Here is a 21,569-nt window from a genome sequence, read left to right on the forward strand (position 1 = left end):
ATGACCCGACGATGGCCCCCGCCGCCCCGTGGTGACGGGGGCCATCTCCGGTCAACGGCCGCCGAGCCCCGGCAGTGTCAAGGTGGCCACCGCCGTCGTCACCCAGCCGAGCAGGTCGCCGAGCGGGATGGTGGACAGCTTCTCCGGCCATTCCTCCGCCAGCGCGTGCAGGACGAGGTGGCCGTCGTGCGCCTCGACCGCGGTGAGCCGGATGCCTTGCGGGAGTTCGGGAAGCGGCAGGACGATCGGCTTGAGACGGGTCGGCGGCCCGAACCGCCGACGTCCGATGTGGACGGCCATCGGCCGGAGGACGACGGCGTCGCCCTCCACGGTGGACTCCAGGGCGAGATGTCCCCAGCGGGGCCGCTTTTCCCAGCGGACGTGGAAATGCCCGTCCTCGCCGGGAGTCACGATGATGCCCGGCCGGACCTCGGCGACGCGCGCCTGGAGGACTTCCGGTGACACCCGGATCGCCATCTTCACCTGCTCGGGGATGGCGGCCGGGGACGGAAGCGAGCGGAGCCGGACGTTCGACGCCAGCACGGTGATGCGTTCGAGCGGCGTCTCCGGCCAGTCGACGTCCTCGACGACGATGCGGACGTCGCCGACCTTGCCGGTCGCGGCGAGGCTGAGGCTGTCGGTCTCGTAGTCGAGCCCGGTCAGGGTGAGTCCGACGTCGTGCCCGTCCACCTTGGCCGTCAATCGCCGCCCGACCAGCTGTTCGGTGACGGTCTTCAGGATCGCGGCCGGGGTGACGGGCACGTTGGGCAGCAGCGCCCGCCCGGCGGCGGCCAGGCCGAACAGCTCGGGAAGCGGGTTCAGGTCGAACCATCTGCCGTCGCTCATCCGTCCAGTGTCGCCGAACGGGACGCCGATCGCCGCCGCAGGGGGTCAGCGGGCCGCGAAACGGGCGATCACACCCGCCAGGATCACCCAGAACGCGGCGGCCAGGCCGTAGTCGAGGATGACCGCGAGATTCGGGTCACTCACCGGGAAGAGTCCCGGCCAGAACAACGCCAGCGGTTTGGCCAGTGCCTGGATGAAGATGAAGAAACCGTTGCCCGCGTTGGCTCCCGCGAGCACCATCACCATGTACAGCAACTCGATGAAAGCGAACAGCGCGCCGATGCCGGTGATGACCCGCACGGCGGTGTTGCTCCTGCTGGTGGTTCGCCATCTGGACATATCGGATAAGTTCCCGGCCTCTGGCGGGGCAAACGCGTCAGCGGCCAAGTTGGGCCGATCGGCCGTACCTCGCCCACTGCTCGGAGGCGACCGGTGACGGAACGCTGTTTAGTTGATATCGATTATCATTGCCAGTATGGCTCTTGGGGACTGGAACGACCGCTGGGAACGCCTCATGGCGAAGTATCAGCCAGGACGCGAGCGGGCGATCGAGCGGATGATCGACCTGGTCGTGTCGCGCTGTGGCGATCCGGCGCCGCGGGTGCTGGATGTGGGTGGCGGCACGGGCACGCTCTGTGCTCGGCTGCTCGAGCGCGTTCCCGGGGCGGAGGTCACGCTGGTCGATCTGGATCCGGTGATGCTGACGATCGCCGGTGCGTTCCTGCCGTCGTCGGTGGGAGTGGTCCGGGCCGATCTGCGTGACCCGGAGTGGGTCACGCACCTGCCGGATGGCGGCTTCGACGCCGTTCTGGCGGTCATGGCGCTGCATTACCTGCCGCCCGGGCGGCTGACCGAGTTGTACGCCGAGCTCGCCGGGCTCGTGCGTGCGGGCGGATTCGTGGCCACTGTGGACGACATGCCGGACGTGGAGGTCGCGGCGGCCCCTGGCGACGACGGCGAGAGTCCTTGGAGCGTTTGGTGGGCGCAGGCCGCAGCGGATCCGGTGCTCGGCCCCGCGGTGGTGGAACGGGCCCGGTTGTTCGGCGATTCGCCTTCGGCCGAATGGCATCCTCCGGCCGCTTGGCACCTGCGGGCCATGGGAGCGGGGCCGGTCGAGGAGCCCGTTGTGGTCTGGCGGGACGGTGTCCAGGCCGCCGTGGTGGCTTTCAGGCCTCGCTGAGCGGCGCGCCGCGCCACTGCCAGCCGACTCGGGACGGGCGGCCCGGCAACTCCGTCCGGTCCGTCGCCCACAGCAACGCCGTCCAGGGATCGACGCCGGTGACGTCCACCTCCGGGAACATCCGCGCGAGCACCCGCGAACAGACGTCGCGCGGCGGATCGAGGGTGACGTCGAGCCCGCGGGCCATGTCCTCACTGTGGACCAGGACCTCGACACAGCCCATTCCGGCGAATCCTTCGAGGTCGGCGCGGCCGCTCGGGTGATACGCGCGGACGTCCGGGGCCACCGTGCGGAGGGTGGCGCTCAGGACGCCGCCGCCCACCGTGACGAACTCCAGCATCTCCGACGGGGTCGCGGCCCGGTCGGCGACGGCTTCGAAGCAGACGAACCGCGGCGTCGACGGCCGGGCGATCAGCAGTCCCGCGTAGGAGATGAGGCAGTCGCCGAGATGCTCGGCGGTGCGCCAGGCGTTCAGTTCGCCGGTGCCCGACGCCGCCGACCAGTCACGGCCCGACGCCTCGCGCAGGCTGTCCGTCACGCTCGCGATCGCCGCGTCAAGGTCGTCGGGGGTGACAGTCATCGTGACCTCAACTCAAGGGCGCCGGGAACGCGACCGGACCGCGGCGGCCGTTCTGCCCGACCGCGCGCACACCGAAGAACACGTTGTCCTTCGACAGATCCACTTTAGCCTCGGTCCGGTCGCCGACCTTGATCGCGTGCGTCCAGTCGTCCGCTGTCGTCTCCCGCCACACGACCTCGTAACCGGCGAGATCCGGGTCCGTCCCGCGCCGCCACACCAGATCGGTGTCGTTCGTCAGCCGGTCGGTCCGGATCCGGACGTCTTCGGGAGTGCCGGGCGCGGTCGCCAGCGACCAGACGGTGGCGGCGTTGACCCGCGCGACCCTGGCGATGAACGGGAAGTCGCAGAACTCGGGCAGATCACCGAACTGTTTGCCGTTCTCCACTCGCACGTCCTGGTGCTGGTGCGCGTAGTCCTCGTGCGGTTCGGTGAACGGCGCGGCCGGATAGCCCTGTTCGAGGAACGGGATGTGGTCGCCACCCCGGAGGTAGCGGTCGCGCCGGTGGATCACCCGGACGGTCATGCCGGTCGCGTCGTTCTCCGCGACCGACCGCACGAACCGCGCCAGCTGGCGAGAGGGCGAATCGTTCTCCCCGCCGACCGCGCGCCGGATGTCGGCCTGCGCGGGGGTTTCCGACGTCGGCACACCTTCGGCGAACAACCGGATCGTGCGCGGATCCCTCGTGCCGTCGTCCGCCCGGCTCGAACCGACGATGTCGTTGGTGAACATCGCCTGCACGTTCGCGCCCGCTGCCTTGTAGAGCGTGGCCATATGCCGCGCGCCGAACAGGCCTTGCTCCTCGCCCGCGACCGCCGCGAACACGATGGTCGCCGCCGGCCGGCGGGTGGCGAGCACCCGGGCGAGTTCCATCGCGACGGCCACACCGGAAGCGTCGTCGTCGGCACCCGGAGCGTCCTTCGTCGCGTCGAGCGGATCCGAACACCGCGAGTCGTAGTGGCCCGACACAACGTAGATCCGCTCCGGCGTGGTGGAGCCGCGCAAGGTGGCGACGACGTTGGTGATCGTGGTCGCGACCGGGATCCGCGGTGGAGCGGGTTGCTGTAGATAGGACTGTAATTCGACCGTCATTCGGCCGTCCGACCTCTGCGCGGTTTTCGTCAGCTCCGCGAAGATCCAGTCACGGGCGGCGCCGATTCCGCGGACGGGATCGGTCTGCGAGGACAACGTGTGCCGGGTCCCGAACGCGGCGAGTCTGCGTACGGTGGCCTCGATGCGATGTTCGTCGATCTCCCGGAGGATCGCCCGGAGTTCGGCGTCGGGGCGTTGCGGAGAGAGGCGTTCGCCGGGGCCTCGAACTTCCGGTTCTTCGGCGTGGGCCGGTACACCGGTGAGGGCGGCCGCCGAGAGCGCCGCCGAGGTGGACAGGAAAACTCGTCTGGACCTTTCCTCAACCATTCTCCTGTTCCTACGCCCCTTGTGGCCGGGCGTCTACCCGCGAAAAGGATGAGCGCGGCGCGCACGAGATGGGAGAGGATCACCGGGTGATGTTCGGGAGAAAGAAGTCCGTGGCCGAGGCACTCCGGGAAACGCTGGAGAGCCGGGGGTTCCGCGTGGACGTGCTCGTCGACGCGCTCGTGCGCGTCGACAAGTCCGGCGATGCCGCCGAAATCGCGGCCGCTTTCGAGAAGATCACTGAAACACCGGCGCTCATCGCGACTCTCGACGGGTATTGGCGGTACGAGCGGGCTCTGGATGACGTCGCCCTTTCGCTCAGAGCCGGCAAGGCAGGACGGCTGACCACCGCGATCGCGGCTTCGCATCACGACGGCCGGGTCCGGGAACTGGCGGTCACGCGACTGCTGGCGAACCCTCGCCCGGAGACACTTCCGTTCCTGCTGCTGCGCATGACGGACTGGGCGTCTCCGGTCAGCGACGTCGCCCGCGCGGGTGTCGTCCGGCTGCTGCACGATGACCCGGCGACCTACCTGCGGCCGGCTGCCGAAACGATGCTTCACCTGGGGCGGCGTCGCCGCGGCGGCTTCGGCGTGCGACAGCTGTACGCGGCTGCTTACGACGTCCCCGCGGCGGTGCTCGAGCAGCTGATGTGCTCGGTGAACTCCGCGGTGCCGAGGTTCGTGCTCGAGGTGCGCACTCGGCGGGGCGATCTCAAACTCGACGAGCTGATCCGGCTCGCTCTGACGCATTCCGACAAGAGCATCCGCGTGCGAGCCGGTGAGGCGGTTGCCCGCGACGCCGTCTGGACGGGTCGCGTCGACGTCCTGCGCAAGCTGGCCGCCTGCCGCCGTGGCGAGGTACGGATCAGCGCGCTGACCGGACTCGCACGGCTTGGCCACTGGGAGGAGATCGCCGGTCTGCTGGACGACCCTTCCACGCTGATCCGTGCGCTCGCACGGGATGCCGCCAGGCGTACAGGCGTCGACGCCGTCGTTTGGTACCGGTCCGCGGTTTCCGGTGCGAATCCTTCTCTCGGAGCAATCGCGGGACTTGCGGAGTCGGGGCGGGCAGAGGATGGGCCGCTGCTGTATCCGTTGCTGAGGCATCCCGTGGCCAGGGTGCGGGCTCAAGCCGTTGGGGCACTTCGGATTCTGGATGCCGTTCCGGTCGATTCCGTGAGGCCGATGGTCGAGGACCCTTCGCGACGGGTGGCCAGGGCGGCGTTGAAGGCGTTGGAGACACGGGCTTGAGTTCGTTGCCGCCGGCGGACCTTCGGGGCCTCTGCGTTGCTCAGTCTTGAGGTTCATCGTCGTCATCGGGACCCGTACGTGGTTCGTGGAACGGCTCTGGCGCCGTCTCGTAGGTATGGCCGCTCGGCGTGGTGATGATCATGCCGCCGTCGCCGGTGGGCACGGCCGACCAGCCAGGCTCCTCGCGAAGCAGGTTGTGGCCTGTGCAGTAGCTGTGGCAGTTGTGCTGGTTGGTCTTGCCGTCGCGAGCCCAGGAGGTGATGTGGTCGATATCGGAGAATTCGGCAGGCCGGTGACAGCCCGGTTGCGTGCACTCGCGATCCCGCGCCTTGATCAACCGCGCCAAGGACGCCGGTGACCGGTATTTGTCTGCGCCGGCTTCGAGCAGTTGGCCTGTGGCGGAGTCGGTGATCAGCCGCGACCAGGTCGAGTCGGGGTCGGAGGCGATCTCGCGGACCAGCCAATCGGGGATGGGACCGTACCCGGCGAGTGTCGCGGGATCGTTGGACGCGCCGACGAGAGTCAAGAAGTCGACATAGACATGGATGTGTGCCCGCGGCTTGCCGTGTCCGTCCTCGGCCAGCAGGCGTTCGGCGAAAATATCGGCGCGGTGCTGGTCGAGGGTGCGGGATTTGTCGTTGTTCCGCCGGGCTCGCGCGGCTCGGCTCAACGACGCGTAAAGGGAACTGGCGACTTCCGCCGGAAGATGGCCGGAGAGTGTGGACATGGTCTCGCCGTGGTGTTCCAACGAGATATGCCGTAACGCGCGTTTCTTGGCGGCTCGTTCGCGATAGCCGTCGGGATCGAATTTCTGCACGGCGTGACTCACCGAGCCCCGGATCGCGCCGGGATCACGGCCGGCGAGGCGTGTGGTCAGCCAGGCGTCGACCTGCGCCGCGACTTCGTCCGATACTTCCCGTGTCAGTTGCATGACCTTGGAAGCCTTGTACAGGTCGATATCGCCACGCTCCAACGCCGCCAGCGTGTTCGGCAGGCGAGCGACAAGGGTGCAGGAGGTCTCGACGAGCAGGAACGCGTGATTGCGGGTGACCGAGAAGCGCAAGGCGACCTCCTCGGTCACAGATCTTCGTGATCCGCCGCGAGCGGCGAAGTCGGCTAACGCTCGTACCTGACGTGCCTGTGTCCGGCGAAGTGAAAGCTCTTCGTCGAACGCGGTGTCAAGAAAGCGAGCGGCTTTCGGGTTATAAGGGAGAGTTGTGGTCATGTCCCTGATCATACTCGAACTCATGTTCGATCGCTATCAGGAGCGTGATCGAATTTACGCGGAGAGTGAACGGGACTTTCGTGCACCCGGATCACCACTGACAGCCCCGGCTCGGCTGCTTGAATAGGTGAGTGAGCGAGGACTGTCCGAGGCTGCTGGAAGACCGAGAAGTGCTTGTGGCGCGGGGCGCTGAGCGACGACAGGCGCGGCTGCGGGGCTGGCTTGACGGCTACGATGGGCCACGTCCGCTCTATCGGATCGAGCTGTTCCTCGACGGCGACCGGTATACGGCCACCGCCATGGACCTGTTCGAGTCACTCGTCCGGCTGCGACGTCAGCTGGAACCCGAGGGCTGGGCGATCGCCGTTCAAGGGGCCCGCCGTGACACATACCCGAGCGGGATGTCCAGGGATATGGGCGGCGGTCTGCGGATCTACGTCATGCGGACCGGCCACGGGACTTCGGAAGCCGGCCTCGTCGATACGCTGGCCGATGCCGAACTCGAGCGGATCGTGACTGTCGCCGAACAACAGGCCTGGCACGCCGAATGGTGGGAGGCGGCCACCGGTCGCCGCCTCTGAGCGCACCTGATCCGCGCAAGCCATGGTGCGATCGGACGCGTCGCCGCGTCCGTGCCGGGGTCAGCGGGCGGCATATGGGAAGAAGAAACCGGCCGACGGCGAAGTGGTGGTGAAAGCTGATCCGTCGACGGGAAGGACCCACATGTCAGAGGCGGACACATGACAGCGGGAACGGGCGAGCAGGTGACCGACGCCGACCTTGCCGCCCGGCTGCCGCAGGACCCGGAACTGTTCACCGAAGTGCACGATCGCTACTTCGCGGCCATCTACCGGTATGTGGCCGGGCGGCTGGACGCGCAGACGGCGGAGGACATCGCCGCGGAGACGTTCCTCGTCGCGTTCGACCGGCGTGGCACGTTCGACGCCGAACGCGGTGAGGTGCGGGTCTGGCTGTTCGGCATCGCCACGAATCTGGTGGCAAGGCACCGCCGCAGGGAGGCTCGCCACTATCGGGCGCTGGCACGGGTGAAGGTCGCATCGGCGGTCGAGGGGCATGAGAGCAGGGTGGTCGCGTCGGTGGCCGCACGGCGACTGCTTCCTCAGCTCGCGAACGCGCTGTCGCGGCTGTCCGCCGGGGAACGGGACGTGCTGTTGCTCGTGGCGCTCGGCCAGCTCGGATACGAGGAAGTGGCCGCGGCGCTCGGGATTTCCTCCGGCACGGTCGGTTCCCGGCTCAACCGTGCACGCAAGAAGCTCAACTTCATCCTCACCCCGGAGGCACTCGATGAATGACTTGCAGACACTGCGCTCCGCGCTGGCCGTCGACGAGCCGTCCCAGGACGTGGTCGACCGCAGCCGGCACCGGCTCCAGAACCGGATTCGCGGTGGCCGGACCTCCCAGCGGCGGACCGGATGGCGGATCGCGGGAGCCGGACTCGCGGCGGCCGCCGCTGCCGCCGTGGCGATCGCGGTCATGCCCGCCGCATCGGTCGACGGTCCGCCGGTGCAAACGGTCAGTGGGCAGGAGATCCTGCTCGCGGCCGCCACCGCCGCCGAGCGTTCCCCCGAGGGATCCGGCAGCTACTGGCACGTGAAGGTGGCCGAGGCGGACGGCGCTGCCGCTTCGAGCGCGTATGAGTACTGGATCAAGCCGGACGGTCAGTCGTGGATGCGGGGAGCGAAGACGGGCGGCAAGGTCATGCCGGTCGGGGCGCTTACCGCCACCCCGTTTTCGCTGGTCGCCGTCGATCTGACCCTCGAGCAGTTGCGTGGCCTGCCGACGGACCCGGCCGCGTTGAAGGCCTGGATCGCCGAGGCCCTCGAGCGCAGTGACGCCAGGACGAGCGCGGGCAAGTTCACCGCGAGCGATCGGGAACAAGCCGGTTTCCAGTCGTTGATCTCGCTGGTGTCCACCCTGCCTGCCACGCCGGAGGTCCGGGCCACGGCCTTCCGTGCGATCGCCGGCTATCCAGGTGTCGAGAACCTCGGCGCGGTGCCGGGCGGGCAGGGCCTGTCGCTGCCCACGGGTGAGCGGCTCGTCGTCGATCCGGAGACCGGACGGGTGAACGGGACGTCGGTCTTCGTCACCAGGGACGGAGCGGTGAGCAAGGTGGCCAACCCCGCCGGCGTCAAGATCACCGCCGAGTGGACCGACACGCTGCCCGAGTAGCGGATCGGTGGCCGGGGGCGTGTCCCGCTCCCGGCCACTTCGGCGCCCCCTGTGCGGATGCGCCACCGTCCACCATGCACACCGCCGGGGCAGAATGGGTGAGTGGGCTACGACGTCAGACTCACCAAGGGGGAGGTGGTCATCCCCGCTGCCCGGACAAGCCCCGCGCTGAATGCGATACGCGCGCTGAACCAGCGCGACGACCTCAAGAGCGGGTGGTCGCGGGTCGACTATCCGGACGGGACCTTCGGCAGGCGACCACACTGGGCGTTCACCGATCCCGCCGAGATCCGGTCGGCGCGGTCCTTGACCGAGATGGTGCGAGCCTTCCGATACGAGGCGATGACGGAACCCGACGGCGAGGTCTACGGCGTCGAATTGATCGGCGGAACGCGCGCCGCGGGGGACGACGTACATCTCTGGCGAGCACTGGCACCGTACGTCGACGCCGGCGGAGAACTCATCTGGCTTGGCGAAGACGACAAGCTGCAGCGGTGGAGCTTCGACGGAAGCACCATGACGGTCGCTGACGGCCGGATGGTCTTCACCGCCGGCCGGCACGGATGTGGCTGCATCTGAAACGCACTCACCTGCCTGCCCGGAATGCTTCACTTGTCGGCGCCCGCCCGATACCACGCGACGCTCGCCGGAAAGCGGCTTCGGTCTCCAGCGGCCGATGCCGTTGTGCTGCCAGACGTCGGTAGTGCGTCTCCACGTCCGCCGGAAATCGGTCACGGCCCGGCGGCCGGATCGTCGAAGTCGAGTGGCGGCATCGTCGCCACGTCCTGGGCCCAGACGTCGCGGAAGCCCGGCTGGACCGCGAGATCGACCAACTCGATTCTTGCCCCGATGCTGTCGAGCCGGTGGTAGGTAAAGGAACGACCGTAAGGGCAGGAGTCGAACTCGATCGGCGCGCCTCGATCCGCCAGGCGCTGTTTGTCCGTCATGACGTCCTTGGACCAGTAGCCGATGTGGTCGAAGCGGGAACCGCCGGTTGCGTCCCACGGACTGCCGGCGGGACCTCGGATCACCTCGAAGAACGGTGGCCCGTCGGCCGAGAACACGATGTCGTAGTCCCAATCCCCGAGGGTGCCCGCACGGACCGGACTCCAGGTCACGCCGAGAGTGCGGGTGAGGTCCTCGGTCGCCTGCTCGATGTCTCGAACGACGAAGCACAGGTGGTAGAAGGCGTTCACCTGCCCTGTCTACCAACCCTCAGCGGACGAAGGGCGTTATCGTTGATCGATGTCGCGCGCGGTCGTTCTCGGTGGTACCGGGCTGATCGGTCGCGCCACGGCGCGCCGGTTGCTGGCCGTCGGTTGGGATGTGACCGTTGTCGGCCGGGATTCCTCGCGCATGCCCGAGGACATGGCGATCGCCGGTGCCCGGTTCGTCGCCGCGGACCGGGCACCGGCGATCGGCGCGGGAGCGGATCTCGTGGTCGACTGTCTGTGCTTCACCGCCGCACACGCCCGTGAACTGCTGCCGCTGCTGGACGATGTGGGGTCCACGGTGATGATCTCCAGCAAGGCCGTGTACGTCGACGCGGTGGGCAACCATGTGAACTCGGCCGTCGCGCCGTCCTTCGACGGCCCGATCCGCGAGTCGCAGCCCACCATGGCCCCACGCGGGGATATCGACTACCGCACTCGCGACGGCTACGGCGCCGGCAAGGTGGCCGCGGAACGTGTCCTGCTCGACAGCGGATACCCGGTCACCGTGCTTCGGCCGTCCAAAGTCCATGGTGAGGGGTCGGTCAAGCCTGGCGAATGGGTGTTCGTCAAACGCGTGGCCGACCGGCGCGAAGTCCTTCTCCTGTCCCGAGGTGGTCGCGGCGTCGACCACCCGAGTGCGGCCGTGAACGTCGCCGCGTTGATCGAAACCGTCGCGGAAAACCCCGGCAGGCGTGTTCTCAACTGCGCCGACCCGGACGCACCCGACGCACTGGCCATCTCGAGAACCGTCGCGAAACACCTCGGCCATCGCTGGGAGGAAGTACTCCTCGATGACCACGCCCCTGCCGGACTCGGACGGCACCCCTGGGACCGCCTCCCGGGTATCCGGCTGGACATGACCGCGGCCGGACGATTGGGCTACCGGCCGGTCGGAGACTACGCCACCACCGTGATCGCCGAGCTGGATTGGCTGGCCTCCACCGATCGGCTACCGCCCGCGTTCGACCACGAGTACTTCGCCCCGATGCTCAACTACACCGCCGAGGACGATTACCTCGCCACGAGGTAGCCCTCGCTCGCGTCAGCCCTCGCTCGCGGGAAGCAACTCCCGCAGCATGGCCAGCAGTTCACGCCGGTCCCCGGCGCCGAGTTTCCCGCGGATCCGCGCCATGTGGTGCTCCACGGTCTTCCCTGAGATGAACAGTTTGCTGCCGGCCTGCTTGTACGTCAGCCCGTCGACGACCAGCCGCGCGACCTCCAGTTCCCGTTCGCTCAGCGCGTTCAGCCCGGTGGCCGAGGTGGGTTCCGGCGCCCGCCCTTGGAACTGCCGCGCCGCTTCGAGCAGCTGGACCATCGCCTTCCGGTCCGACGTCCGGATCGCCGCCTGCCCGGCCAGCCGGGAAGCGTCCCAGCAGAGCCCGAGTTCGTGCAGTTCCGAAGAGGACGCGGTGATCGCCTCGGGATCGACGGTTCCGGTCAGGACGGCGAGCCAGCCGGTCGCGGCGGCGGCGAGTGCGGCCGGATAGCGGCCGCAGGACGCGAAGTCGTTGAGCGCGGCCAGATGTTCGCCCGCCGACGCGTGATCTTCGACGGTGATGGCGGCGTGGAGTTCGTGCCAGCGCAGGGTGGCCGTCCACAGTGGAGGGTTGCCGAGCGCGTCGAGCACGGAGTGCGCTCGTTCCAGCTGGCCTGCCAGTTTGGCGCTCGCGCCGCCCCGAGCGGCCGCGATCGCGAGTTCCCCCAGTGGCAGCAGCGAATACAGGTCCGGCTGTTGGCGCATCGACGCCTGGTACGCCCGGTCCCAGGACCGTTGCAGGCCGGGAAGATCGCTCGCTCGCCGTGCCAGCCCCAACTGCAGGGTGGCGGCGAAGAGTTCGTCGCGCGCTTCGAGACCGTCCGGCGGCATCAGGGCTTCGGCGGCCGTCTTGAGGTCGCCCGCGGTCATCGCGACCCAGCCGAGCAGCAGCCGGTGCCGTTTCGCGAGCAGGTCGCCGCCGATCCGCCCGTCCACCGCGCGTCTCAGCACCGACTCGGCCAGCGCGAGTTCGCCGGAATGCAGGCCCACCAACGCCGCGAGGGCCGCCGGGCTGTCCGGGAGCGGAGCCGGCGCGCCCGCCGATTCCAGCATCGAGGCCGCGCCCAGCAGGGCCGACAACGTCTCCGCGCCGCAGCCGGACACCGAGCCGGTGATCGCCCGCGCCATCCGCGAAGCGGCGCCCGCGAACAGGGTCGGGACTTCCGGAGTCTCCAGCACGCCTCGGGCGGCTTCGAGTTTTCCGGTGCCGAGCAACGCGATCGCGGCGAACGCCTTCGAGCCCGCCCGGCCGGACCATTGGTACAGCTCGGCGCTGTGCGCGAGTTCGCCGCGATGCGCCAGCACGGTCGCCGCCACTTCGGCGCCCGCTGCCCTGGCGTCGGTGTCCGACGTGCTGCCGAGCATGCCGTCGCCGAGCCGGAGCGCGGTGTCGAGGTCCCCGGCCAGCGCCGCGGCGTGCGCCCAGCCGACGGTGAGCGCCGCGCCGCGCCCACCGGCCTCGGACGCGGCTTCGTAGAACCGCGCCGCGAGTTTCGTGTCGTCGGACATCGCCTCACGGGCGGCCGCCTCGAAGGCCGCCGCCGCGCTCGCGCCCGAACTTCCCGTGCCCAGCAGGGAACGAGCGAGCTCCAGCACCGGAAGCCCGTCCCGCAGCTGGAGTTCCACCAACCGCTGCAACACCGTCAGCCGCCGCCCCGGCGAACCCCAGGTCCGGATGGCTTCGGCGGCGATCGGCAGCAGGACGTCGTCCTCGCCGAGCAGACCGGTCGCCCTGGCACTGTCGAAGATCTCGGGCAAGCCTTCGCGATCGCGGTTCAGCAACGCCGCCAGCAGATCGAGATTCCGGCCCGCGCCCGCCTCCGCCGCGATCAGGTAGCGGTGCACGTCGTCGTCCAGCTGCTCCAGCTCACCGCGGAAATCCGCGAGCCTGCCGGTGACCGCGCGGAGCACGAATCCCGGGACACCGCCGGTCCTGGCGTGGACGTCTTGCGCCGTGGCCGCGTCTCCGCCGGCGTGCTCGACGAGCCGCCGGACGTCGTCGACACCGAACGCGCCCAACGTCACCGACCTGCCGAAGGAGTCGGCGAGGACGCGCAGGGTCGTCGTCCGCGCCGCCGGCCGGAACGCCAGCACCACGGGCGCCGTGGTTTCTTCGGCCTGTGCCTTGATCTTCGCGATCTCGTCGTCGTCGAGCTGATCGGCGTCGTCGACCAGCAGCGCTTCGACACCCGCGTCCGCGTAGTGACGTCCGAGCTGGCCGAGCAGATGGGTCTTGCCGTGCCCGCCGGGGGCGACGACGGTGACCCGCACCGGGAGTTCCGGAGCGGTGGTCACCTCGTCGAGCAGGCGCCGGGCACCCGGATGGATGATGCCGGGCTTGTCGAGCAGTGCGTTCAACAGCGACCTTCGGGGGTGGACGGCGTGGCACCTGGGGTGGGCGGCGCGCACGAGCTCGAAGTGGTGGGAGGGGCTTCGGGACCCTTGTCCGCGGTGGCTTCTCGAGTGGTCAGGGTGAGCAGCAGGGTGGACGCGGCCAGGACCACGACCGCGGCCCCGGCGACGAGAGGCTTGCGCCGGCTGAGCAGTTTCGCCGCCCCGGTGCGTTCTGGCAAGGGGAAGGGGGTGATGTCCACCGGCGGCCGTTCGGGTCGCTCGATGAGCTCTTCGGGCATGTCGACCCGGGGGAGCAGGGTGGTTTCGATGGTCGCGACGGCGTTCGTTCCGGCACCGCCGGGTTGAGGAATGTCACGTCGCGCGGCGATGTTGGCCGCCCCGGTCGCCACCGTTAGCACCGGGTCACTCGACGCGAAGAGGGGGCACGGTGTCCGGCCGGGAACCGGCGGGGCCTCGCCGCAGAGCACGATGCCTGCCAGCGCCTGCGGCGGGATCCCGGTGCCGTGCGCGAGTTCGAAGACCTTGCCGACGGCCTCACCTGGCTCGACGCCTTCCACCGTTTTGACCGGCTGCCAGCCGTTGACCCCGGCGGCGGCGATCGTGACCACCGCGCCGTCCGGGCCGAATTCGCAGACACCGGCGGTGACGTCGCCGTGCGGGGCGAGGTACGCGTGCAGCGCGGCGACCGGCGCCGCCACCAGCGCGGCACGGGGGAATCCTGCCTCGGCCAGTGCCCGGCGCAGCAGGTCCCGGCGGAACGAACCCCAGCCGACGGGGTGCGTGAGCACGATGTGGCGCGGTTTCTCGCCGAAGCGTTCGGCAGCCTGGTCCACCGCGGCGTCCACGAGGACCGCGCTGAGGGATTCGGGCGGGAACCGCTCGCCGCCGACGATCACGGGGACGTCGTCGCCGACCCGTTCGTGGAACCCGGTGAGAAGGCGGGCGGGCGCGGACCGGCCCGCCTCGACCGCGGCGTCCCCGGTGAGCAGGTAGCCGTCGTCGTCGAGGAACACCGCGGACGCCGCCGCCGGGCCGCGCGCGCCGAGCCACGACGGCTCGGGCACGCCCCAGCCGTCGCCGGTGTCCACGCAGGTGGCGGCGGTGGTGCGGGTCGAGGCGATATCGATGCCGAGGACGTAGGGCAACGAGCATCCTCCTTCGCTTGACCAGCCCCTAAGGACCAAATAGGGCCACTCACCTGAACGGCTTGACCCATCCGGGTGAGGGTTGGCATTAAACCCAACCGAGTGCGTCTCGGTTAAGCCCCTAACGCCCTAACGATGTCATACCGATCCCCTATTGGCTGACTGAGCGACGACCCGGAGTGATCCCCGATGTGCCCGATGGCGCCGGCTCACTAACTTCGGTGACCTGCGCTCAGCCGTGCCCTCCGGCCGCTGTGCGAGCCCCACCGACCTAGACCTCCAGGAGAGTTCTTTCATGGGTTCCGTCCAGACCCTGCACGACTTCACGCTGAACCTGCTGAACGACACCGCGGCCCGTGCGGCGTTCGCCAACGACCCGCAGCAGGTGCTGGCCGACGCCGGCCTCGGTGACATCAACGCCGCCGACGTGCACGAGGTCGTCCCGCTGGTGCTCGACTTCGTGCCGGTCGACACCGCCACCAGCCTCACCGGGAACACCGCGGCCACCGCCGACAACCTGGCGGGCTTCGGCGGCGTCGCGAACTCCACCGACGGCGAGTGCGCCGACGGCGTCCAGGGCGCGATCGACCAGCTCACCGCGCTGACCGCCGGCCTGCCGGTCGCCGTCCCCGGTGCCGACGCCCTCCCGGGTCTGCCCGAGGCCGGTCTCCCGGGTGTCCCGGCCGTGCCGGGCCTGCCGGAGCTGGGCCTGCCCGCCGTCCCGGCCGTGCCCGCCGTCGGCGACCTGCCGGTCGACGTCCCGGGTCTGCCCGCCGTCCCGGCCGTCTCCGACGTGACCGACGTGTCGAACGCCGCCGCCGGCGTGACCGCCCTCGCGCAGAACACCGTCGGCAGCTTCGCGCTGACCGACGACCTTTCTCGTGGCCTCGACGCCGCGCCCGTCGGCCAGGCCGGCGACATCGCCAACGGCGCCGTCGACACCGCGACCGGCCTGGTCCCCGAGGTCCCGGCCGTGGACGCCGTCCAGGTTCCGGCCGTCGACTCGGTCCCGGCCGTCGGCGACCTGGCCGGTGACCTGCCGCGTACCGACGGTGGCGCGGGCGACGCCCCGAACTTCCTCTCCGAGGTGGGCGACCTGACCAGCACCATCGGTCACGTCGACGTCGCGGACGTCACCACCAAGGTGCACGACGTCGCGAACAACTACGGTGACGTCGCCAACAACCACGGCGACGTGACCGGCGAGGTCGCGGGCAACGTGGCCAACGACGTCGCCAACGTCGCGAACCACGCGGGCGTCACCGAGGTCCACGACACGGTTTCCGACGTCACCGGCACCATCGGCACCATCGGCGACGTCAACATCGGCACCGGCGACATCGCGTCGAACAACGACATCCACATCGGCTGATACGAACATTTTTCAGCTCTGTGTGTCAGGGCCCCGCGACCGCACCAGGTCGCGGGGCCCGCACGGCGTTGTTGGCCTATGCCACATTGATTCCGCGCTTGGTTAAGGGAACACTGCATCCCCGTGACAGCCCCCGCCTGGCTCGACGTGCTCAACGAGACCTTGGACGCCTGTGCCGCCCACGGTCGCGCCGACCTGGCCGAACGCCTCCGGCGCAGACGAGACGAGCGAGCGCCGGGCACCCGGATCGCGGTGGTCGGTTTTCCCAAGCAGGGCAAGGGCTACCTGCTCAACGCGCTGTTGAACGCGCCGGTCTGCGCGGTCGGGGACGCGAGTACACCCGCCGTTCCCACGGAGATCGGGTACGCCGCCGATCCCGCCGCGACCCTGGTCGGGCACGCCAGGGAAAGTGTGCCGGTCGGTGACCTGGCCAAGGAACTCGAAGTCCGGCCGCCCGGTTCCCTGCGCCGGGTCGAAGTCGGCCTGCCGCGCGAACTGCTCGGCACGGGACTGGTGCTGGTGGACACCCCGGCGATAGGGGATCCCCGATCGCCGCGCACCGCCGCCACCCTCGACGTCCTCGCCGACGCGCACGCGGTGATCCTCGTCTCCGACGCGACGCAGGAACTCCAGCCCGCGGAACTCGCGCTGGCAAGGCATATCCGCACCTGGTGCCCGGCGCTGGTGCTGGCACTGACCAAGATCGACGTGAGCCCGGACTGGCGGGAACTCGCCGCCCGCAATCGCGCCGCGCTGTCGGAGACCGGTGTCGTCGCCGACGTCTTCCCGGTTTCCGCGACGGTGCGCCAGGCCGCCGCGAAGGCCGGTGACGCCGTCCTCAACGGACGGTCCGGTTTCCCGGAACTGCTGAACTGGGTGGGAGAGCAGGCCGCGCGCCCGATCGAACGCACCCGCGCCCTCGCCGCCGCGGTGAGCGTGCGCGCGGCGGCGGTCGAACTGGTCGAGACACTGCAGACACGGCTCAACGCGGTCTCGCAGGACAACGGGGTCGACCAGGTCACGCTGCTGCACCAGGCGCAACGGCGCGCCGAGGAACTGCGACGGCAGAACGTCCGCTGGCAGAACATGTTGTCGGACGAGATCACCGACCTGATCTCCGACGCCGAATACGACCTGCGTGAGCGGACGCGGATGATCGTGCGGCATATCGACCGCACCTTCGACGAAGGCGATCCCGTGCAGATCTGGCCGGATTTCCAGACCTGGCTGGAAGAAAATCTCGCCGAGGCCGTCGAGACGAACTACAACTGGGTGTCCGACCGGTCGGAGTGGATCGCGCAAGCGGTCGCCTCGACCTTCGGGCCGCACTACGGACAGGCGCCGGAACTGCCGCTGACCGGGTCCGGAGTGGACTCGATCCCCGAGGTCGGCGCGCCCAAGATCGAGCGGTTCAAGATCGGGCAGAAACTCTTCACCGGATTGCGCGGTTCCTACGGCGGCGTGCTGATGTTCGGCCTGGTCACCAGCCTCGCCGGGCTGCCGCTGATCAACCCGGTGTCGCTCGGCGCCGGTGTCGCGTTCGCGACCAAAAGCGTGCGCGACGAGGGCGGGACGCGGCTGCAGCGACGTCAGGCGCTGGCGAAGGCCGCCGCGCAGCGTCACGTCGACGACGTGTTCATCCGGTTCAGCAAGGAGATCAAGGACGAGGTCCGTCAGGTGCAGCGGCGCCTGCGCGACCATTTCGCCGCGGTGTCCGACCAGCTGTCGGAAGAGCTGACGCGGCAACGGGAATTGATCATCGCCGGATCCGCCGAACGGGACCGGCGCACCCAGCGGGTCAAGAAGGAGATCGACCGCCTCGCCGCCCTGCACCGGAAGGCGGGGGCGCTCGGCACCGGCGCCACGCCGCGCCGGGAGCTTTCGGCGTGACCGCCGACGTCCGGGAACTCCTGAACGAAGCCGCGGCGCACTACCGGGATCGCCCGCACGCGGTGTCGATGCTGCTGGAATGCCTGGAGCGACTGGAAGAACCGCTGCGGGTCGGCTTCACCGGCACACCGGGTACCGGAAAGTCCACTTTGGTCTCCGCGCTCGCGGAATGGCCGACGCGGGCCTTGCGCGAAATCGAGCTGTTCGACACTCCGGCTCCCGCCGAACACGTCGACGCGACGGTGCGGCTGGTGCGCCATCTCGAACCCGACGAACTCGCGGGCACCCGGCCGGTGGGCGGTTCGGCGTTCGCGCGGCAGACGGCGGTGAACTCCGTACTGGTGCTCGGCAGGGCGGACGAGGTCGGCGCGGGCCGGATCGACGCCTTGCTCACCGCGAAACAGCTGGCACGGCGGGCTTGGCGCGAGAACCCGGATTGCGCGGGATTCCAGGGAGTCATCGCGGTCGCCGGGCAACTGGGCTACGCGGGGAGAGCGCTGCGGGATGACGAATTCGAGGTGCTGCGCGCGCTGGCGTCGGTCTCCCGGCCGGAACTGGAGCGGTATCTCCTCTCCGTCGATTCCTTTGTGGACGATCCGTTCCCGGTGGGGGTCCCGCCGGAATCGAGGAAGCACCTCGTGTCGCGGTTCGGGCTCTACGGGGTCCGGCTGGCGATCACCCTGATCCGCACCGGCTGCGAGAACAGGCTGAAACTCTCGGCGGAACTCGTGCACCGCAGCGGTCTCGGCGACCTGAGGGACACGCTCGCGGGGTGCTTCGTCGCGCGGGCCGAGGCGTTGAAGGCGCGCACGGCGGTGGTGCGGCTGGAAGGCCTTCTCGCCGCGGAACCCCTTCCGCACGGCGACCGGCTCGCCGCGCGCGTGGAGCGTTTCGCCGCGGCGGCGCACGACTTCCGGGAGCTCCGGCTCATCGCCGGTATCCGCGGCGGCCGCACGGCGTTGACCGGAGAGGTCGCCGAGGAGGCCGTCCGGTTGCTCGGCGCGCAGGGACTCGCGCCCACCGAGCGGCTCGGTCTCGAACCGGACGCGGGTCCGGCCGAGATCCACGCGGGAGCGGAAAGCGCGCTCGTCCGGTGGCGGCAGGAGGCGGAACGGGCCGACGCCGCGCACGCCGAACGCGCGGCCGCCCGGGTGATCGTGCGCTCGGTCGAAGGGCTGCTCAGCCTGTTCGTGGCTTGACGCCTGCCGGTCCCCGAGTCACCATAGACCTCTCTATGGCGGCTCTGACCAGGCGAAAGGGGTCCGGCATGCCCGACGACGCGCGTCCGGATGTACGGCTTCTCGGTGAGCTTTTCGCGTATTGGGCGAAGACGATCCCCGAGCGTGAAGCCCTCTCGTTCCAGGGACGGAGGCTCACCTGGGCCGAACTCGACGAGCGGGCGAGGCGGGTCGCCGGTGCGCTCGCGGCCGCCGGGGTCGGCAGGGGCGACAGGGTCGCCTTCGTCGACAAGAACACGCCGGCCTGTCTGGAGGTGACCTTCGGTGCGTCCTCGCTCGGGGCGGCGAACGCGGTCGTCAACTGGCGCCTCGCCCCGGAGGAACTGGCGTACGTGCTCGGCGACAGTGGCGCGCGGATCGTCTTCGCCGGTCCGGAATCACTGGCCGCCGTCGAGGTGCTGCGTGATCGGCTGCCGTCGGTCGAGCGGGTGATCGTCGTCGGCGGAGAGGACGACCAGTACGAGGACTTCCTGGCCGGGGCGGAGCCCGCGGGGCTGTCTCCCGAGGTCGGTGAACACGACGGCGCGTTGATCATCTACACCAGCGGTACCACCGGCTTCCCCAAGGGTGCGGTGCTGACCCACCGGAACCTGCTGGCGCACAGCCGAAACGCCGGTGCCCAGTTCCCGATGGGAGACGGCGATCGCAACCTGGTCGCGATGCCGCTGTTCCACGTGGGCGGGAGTTGTTACGCCATCATCGGTTTCCATTATGGGCAGCCGACGACGATGACCCGTGAACCCGACGGCAAGTCCCTGCTGGGCGCGCTGGCCGAGGGCGTCACGCACGCGTTCCTGGTGCCGGCCGTGGTCGCCGGGATCATGCAGGCGGGGGAGCAGGCCGTCGCCGCGTTCTCGCGGTTGAAGTACCTGGGTTACGGTGCGTCGCCGATGCCGCTCCCGTTGCTGCGGAAGTCGCTCGCGGCCTGGCCGGACACCAGGTTCGTGCAGGTCTACGGCATGACCGAACTGTCGGGCGTGGTGACGGCGCTCGATCCGGAGGCGCACCGCGACCCGGCCCGGCCGGAGCGGCTGGCGTCGGCGGGCACGGTGCTGCCGGCGGTCCGGATGCGCGTCGTCGACCCGGCGACCCTGGAAGACGTCGAACCGGGGACGCCGGGTGAGCTGTGGTTCCGCACCGACCAGGCGATGGCGGGCTATCTGGGCAAACCCGAGGCGACCGCGGAGACGATCGTCGACGGCTGGGTCCGCAGCGGCGACGTCGGCCGGGTCGACGACGGCGGCTTCGTCTTCATCGAGGACCGCGTCAAGGACATGATCATCACCGGTGGCGAGAACGTCTACTCGCCCGAAGTGGAACGGGTCCTCGCCGAACATCCCGCGGTCGGGGAGGTCGCCGTCATCGGGATTCCCGACGAGCGCTGGGGAGAGCAGATCAAGGCGGTCGTCGCGCCCGCGCCCGGGCGGCGGGTCGACGCCGACGAACTCGTCGAGTACAGCCGGGAACGCCTGGCGCACTACAAATGCCCGCGTACGGTCGAGATCGTGGAAGCGTTGCCCCGCAACGCGACCGGCAAGATCCTCAAGCGCACCTTGCGGCGCCCGTACTGGGAAGGGCGGGAACGGGCCGTCTGATGCCGTCGATCGTCAGCCGCGAGAAGTACTTCGACGCGGCGCTGGACATCCTCGCCGAGTCCGGGTTCGCGGGGCTCAATGTCGGCACGCTCGGCAAACGCCTCGGAGTCACCAGCGGATCCTTCTACCACCATTTCGGCGGCTGGCCCGGTTTCGTCGGCGCGCTGCTCGAGTTCTGGGCGCAGCGGCAGGTGCGGATCCTGCGGGAGCTGGACTTCGGTTCGGGCGGCCCCGAGGCGGATTTCGCCGCGTTGATGAGCCTGACGCGAGGCCTCCGGCATCGGGCGGAGGCGGCCATCCGTGCCTGGGCGGCGAACGACGAAACCGTTCGCGTGGCACAGAAACGCGTCGATGACGCTCGGGTGAAGACGGTCGGGAAGGTGGTGGCCGAACTGATCCCCGACCGGCGCCGCGCCGAGGTCGTGACCTCGCTCGGGCTGGCGATGCTGGTCGGGTATCAGCAGGTGGCCTCGGCGGGCGGCTTCACCGACCTCGGCGAGATCCTCGACGAATACACCCGGCTGGTGCTCGGGGGCTGAAGGACGCTTTCCCCGCATGCGATGCGGTGAAAGCGCCCTTCACCGCGTGAGACGAGGGGAAAGTCCCCTTCAGCCCCTTCAGGCGTTGCCGAGCACCCGGGTCACGGTGATCTCGACGACCACGCGTTCCGGGTTCGGCTTGGGCTGCCGGTAGCGCGCGGCGTAGCGATTCTCGGCGTCGCGCACCGAATCCGGGTCTTCGCGCAACACGGCTCGTCCCTCCAAAGTGGACCACCGAGGTCCGTCGATCTGGCAGGCGGCGACCGGAATGCCCTGTTCGCCCGCTTCCTTGATCAGCCGGGCCTTCTTGGACGAGCGGAACGTGATCACCCTGGCGATCCCGGTCTCGAAATCCACCGTGACCCCCACCGCGACGACGTGCGGGGTCCCATCGGGGCGAACCGTGGTCAGGGTGGCGAGATGCCGTTCGGTCCAGAAGTCCCGGAAAGGCTCGCCGCGCGTGCTCAGGTCGATCGTCATGCCGCCAACGCTAAAGT

Annotated in this window: 21 protein-coding genes; 12 read left to right on the forward strand and 9 right to left on the reverse strand. The window is 69.5% G+C overall.

Features of this window, described 5'->3' with window-relative positions; all coding sequences use genetic code 11:
- Positions 1-51: 51 nt before the first annotated feature.
- Together ACFVM3_RS12020 and ACFVM3_RS12025 are read right to left on the reverse strand one after the other, a co-directional pair.
- Entirely contained in the window at positions 52-846 is a 795-nt protein-coding gene (locus ACFVM3_RS12020) for an LmeA family phospholipid-binding protein (RefSeq protein WP_378437984.1), read from the reverse strand.
- Between the two features lie 45 nt (positions 847-891).
- Positions 892-1,146, reverse strand: coding sequence for a hypothetical protein (locus ACFVM3_RS12025; protein WP_093932065.1), 255 nt, complete (start codon positions 1,144-1,146; stop codon positions 892-894).
- Positions 1,147-1,321: 175 nt separating this feature from the next.
- Between ACFVM3_RS12025 and ACFVM3_RS12030 the strand changes: the two genes are divergently transcribed.
- A complete protein-coding gene (locus tag ACFVM3_RS12030) occupies positions 1,322-2,026 on the forward strand; it encodes a class I SAM-dependent methyltransferase (RefSeq protein ID WP_378437986.1) in 705 nt (234 codons plus the stop codon).
- Here the strand turns inward: ACFVM3_RS12030 and ACFVM3_RS12035 are convergent.
- Together ACFVM3_RS12035 and ACFVM3_RS12040 are read right to left on the reverse strand one after the other, a co-directional pair.
- The gene (locus ACFVM3_RS12035; protein WP_378437987.1) at positions 2,013-2,606 is read right to left on the reverse strand and encodes a hypothetical protein; all 594 of its coding nucleotides are present in this window, start codon (positions 2,604-2,606) and stop codon (positions 2,013-2,015) included. The two genes, ACFVM3_RS12030 and ACFVM3_RS12035, sit on opposite strands and share 14 nt — an antisense overlap.
- A gap of 7 nt (positions 2,607-2,613) precedes the next feature.
- Positions 2,614-4,023 (reverse strand): M20/M25/M40 family metallo-hydrolase, encoded by a 1,410-nt coding sequence (locus tag ACFVM3_RS12040; RefSeq protein ID WP_378437989.1) that lies wholly within the window; start codon positions 4,021-4,023, stop codon positions 2,614-2,616.
- 86 nt (positions 4,024-4,109) lie between these two features.
- On the opposite strand from ACFVM3_RS12040, the gene ACFVM3_RS12045 reads away from it, so the two are divergent.
- A complete protein-coding gene (locus tag ACFVM3_RS12045; protein WP_378437990.1) occupies positions 4,110-5,273 on the forward strand; it encodes a hypothetical protein in 1,164 nt (387 codons plus the stop codon).
- Between the two features lie 40 nt (positions 5,274-5,313).
- Here ACFVM3_RS12045 and ACFVM3_RS12050 read toward each other — a convergent pair whose 3' ends face one another.
- Positions 5,314-6,498, reverse strand: coding sequence for a DUF222 domain-containing protein (locus tag ACFVM3_RS12050; RefSeq protein WP_378437992.1), 1,185 nt, complete (start codon positions 6,496-6,498; stop codon positions 5,314-5,316).
- A 131-nt stretch (positions 6,499-6,629) separates the two neighbouring features.
- Between ACFVM3_RS12050 and ACFVM3_RS12055 the strand changes: the two genes are divergently transcribed.
- From ACFVM3_RS12055 to ACFVM3_RS12070, 4 genes are all read left to right on the forward strand, one after another.
- Positions 6,630-7,079 carry a hypothetical protein gene (locus ACFVM3_RS12055; RefSeq protein ID WP_378437994.1) on the forward strand — a complete coding sequence of 150 codons (450 nt, stop codon included), beginning with the start codon at positions 6,630-6,632 and terminating at the stop codon, positions 7,077-7,079.
- A 159-nt stretch (positions 7,080-7,238) separates the two neighbouring features.
- Positions 7,239-7,811 carry an RNA polymerase sigma factor gene (locus ACFVM3_RS12060; RefSeq protein ID WP_378437996.1) on the forward strand — a complete coding sequence of 191 codons (573 nt, stop codon included), beginning with the start codon at positions 7,239-7,241 and terminating at the stop codon, positions 7,809-7,811.
- Complete coding sequence (locus tag ACFVM3_RS12065) at positions 7,804-8,688, forward strand: CU044_5270 family protein (protein WP_378437998.1); 885 nt, start codon at positions 7,804-7,806, stop codon at positions 8,686-8,688. Before ACFVM3_RS12060 ends, ACFVM3_RS12065 begins: the two co-directional genes overlap by 8 nt.
- 102 nt (positions 8,689-8,790) lie before the next feature.
- A complete protein-coding gene (locus ACFVM3_RS12070; RefSeq protein ID WP_378437999.1) occupies positions 8,791-9,267 on the forward strand; it encodes a hypothetical protein in 477 nt (158 codons plus the stop codon).
- 152 nt (positions 9,268-9,419) lie between these two features.
- Here ACFVM3_RS12070 and ACFVM3_RS12075 read toward each other — a convergent pair whose 3' ends face one another.
- A complete protein-coding gene (locus ACFVM3_RS12075; RefSeq protein ID WP_378438001.1) occupies positions 9,420-9,884 on the reverse strand; it encodes a VOC family protein in 465 nt (154 codons plus the stop codon).
- A 49-nt stretch (positions 9,885-9,933) separates the two neighbouring features.
- Here ACFVM3_RS12075 and ACFVM3_RS12080 point away from each other — a divergent pair, with 49 nt between their 5' ends.
- Positions 9,934-10,932: an NAD-dependent epimerase/dehydratase family protein gene (locus ACFVM3_RS12080; protein ID WP_378438002.1), complete on the forward strand. Its 999-nt coding sequence runs from the start codon at positions 9,934-9,936 to the stop codon at positions 10,930-10,932.
- A 12-nt stretch (positions 10,933-10,944) separates the two neighbouring features.
- Here the strand turns inward: ACFVM3_RS12080 and ACFVM3_RS12085 are convergent, their stop codons facing one another.
- Both ACFVM3_RS12085 and ACFVM3_RS12090 read right to left on the reverse strand, forming a co-directional pair.
- Entirely contained in the window at positions 10,945-13,296 is a 2,352-nt protein-coding gene (locus ACFVM3_RS12085) for a LuxR C-terminal-related transcriptional regulator (RefSeq protein ID WP_378438004.1), read from the reverse strand.
- Positions 13,293-14,438, reverse strand: coding sequence for a molecular chaperone DnaK (locus ACFVM3_RS12090; RefSeq protein ID WP_378438006.1), 1,146 nt, complete (start codon positions 14,436-14,438; stop codon positions 13,293-13,295). The genes ACFVM3_RS12085 and ACFVM3_RS12090 overlap by 4 nt, the downstream gene beginning before the upstream one ends.
- A 295-nt stretch (positions 14,439-14,733) precedes the next feature.
- On the opposite strand from ACFVM3_RS12090, the gene ACFVM3_RS12095 reads away from it, so the two are divergent.
- From ACFVM3_RS12095 to ACFVM3_RS12115, 5 genes are all read left to right on the forward strand, one after another.
- Complete coding sequence (locus tag ACFVM3_RS12095; protein ID WP_378438008.1) at positions 14,734-15,810, forward strand: IniB N-terminal domain-containing protein; 1,077 nt, start codon at positions 14,734-14,736, stop codon at positions 15,808-15,810.
- A gap of 123 nt (positions 15,811-15,933) precedes the next feature.
- Positions 15,934-17,700: a dynamin family protein gene (locus ACFVM3_RS12100; protein ID WP_378438009.1), complete on the forward strand. Its 1,767-nt coding sequence runs from the start codon at positions 15,934-15,936 to the stop codon at positions 17,698-17,700.
- Positions 17,697-18,899 carry a GTPase gene (locus ACFVM3_RS12105; protein ID WP_378438011.1) on the forward strand — a complete coding sequence of 401 codons (1,203 nt, stop codon included), beginning with the start codon at positions 17,697-17,699 and terminating at the stop codon, positions 18,897-18,899. The genes ACFVM3_RS12100 and ACFVM3_RS12105 overlap by 4 nt, the downstream gene beginning before the upstream one ends.
- Positions 18,900-18,967: 68 nt before the next feature.
- Complete coding sequence (locus ACFVM3_RS12110) at positions 18,968-20,533, forward strand: long-chain-fatty-acid--CoA ligase (protein WP_378438013.1); 1,566 nt, start codon at positions 18,968-18,970, stop codon at positions 20,531-20,533.
- Positions 20,533-21,072, forward strand: coding sequence for a TetR/AcrR family transcriptional regulator (locus tag ACFVM3_RS12115; RefSeq protein WP_378438015.1), 540 nt, complete (start codon positions 20,533-20,535; stop codon positions 21,070-21,072). The genes ACFVM3_RS12110 and ACFVM3_RS12115 overlap by 1 nt, the downstream gene beginning before the upstream one ends.
- Positions 21,073-21,150: 78 nt before the next feature.
- On the opposite strand, the gene ACFVM3_RS12120 is transcribed toward ACFVM3_RS12115, so the two are convergent.
- Positions 21,151-21,552, reverse strand: coding sequence for a PPOX class F420-dependent oxidoreductase (locus ACFVM3_RS12120; RefSeq protein WP_378438017.1), 402 nt, complete (start codon positions 21,550-21,552; stop codon positions 21,151-21,153).
- Positions 21,553-21,569 lie beyond the last annotated feature (17 nt).

The organism is Amycolatopsis sp. NPDC057786 (genome assembly GCF_042797905.1).
Taxonomy (GTDB): Bacteria; Actinomycetota; Actinomycetes; order Mycobacteriales; family Pseudonocardiaceae; genus Amycolatopsis.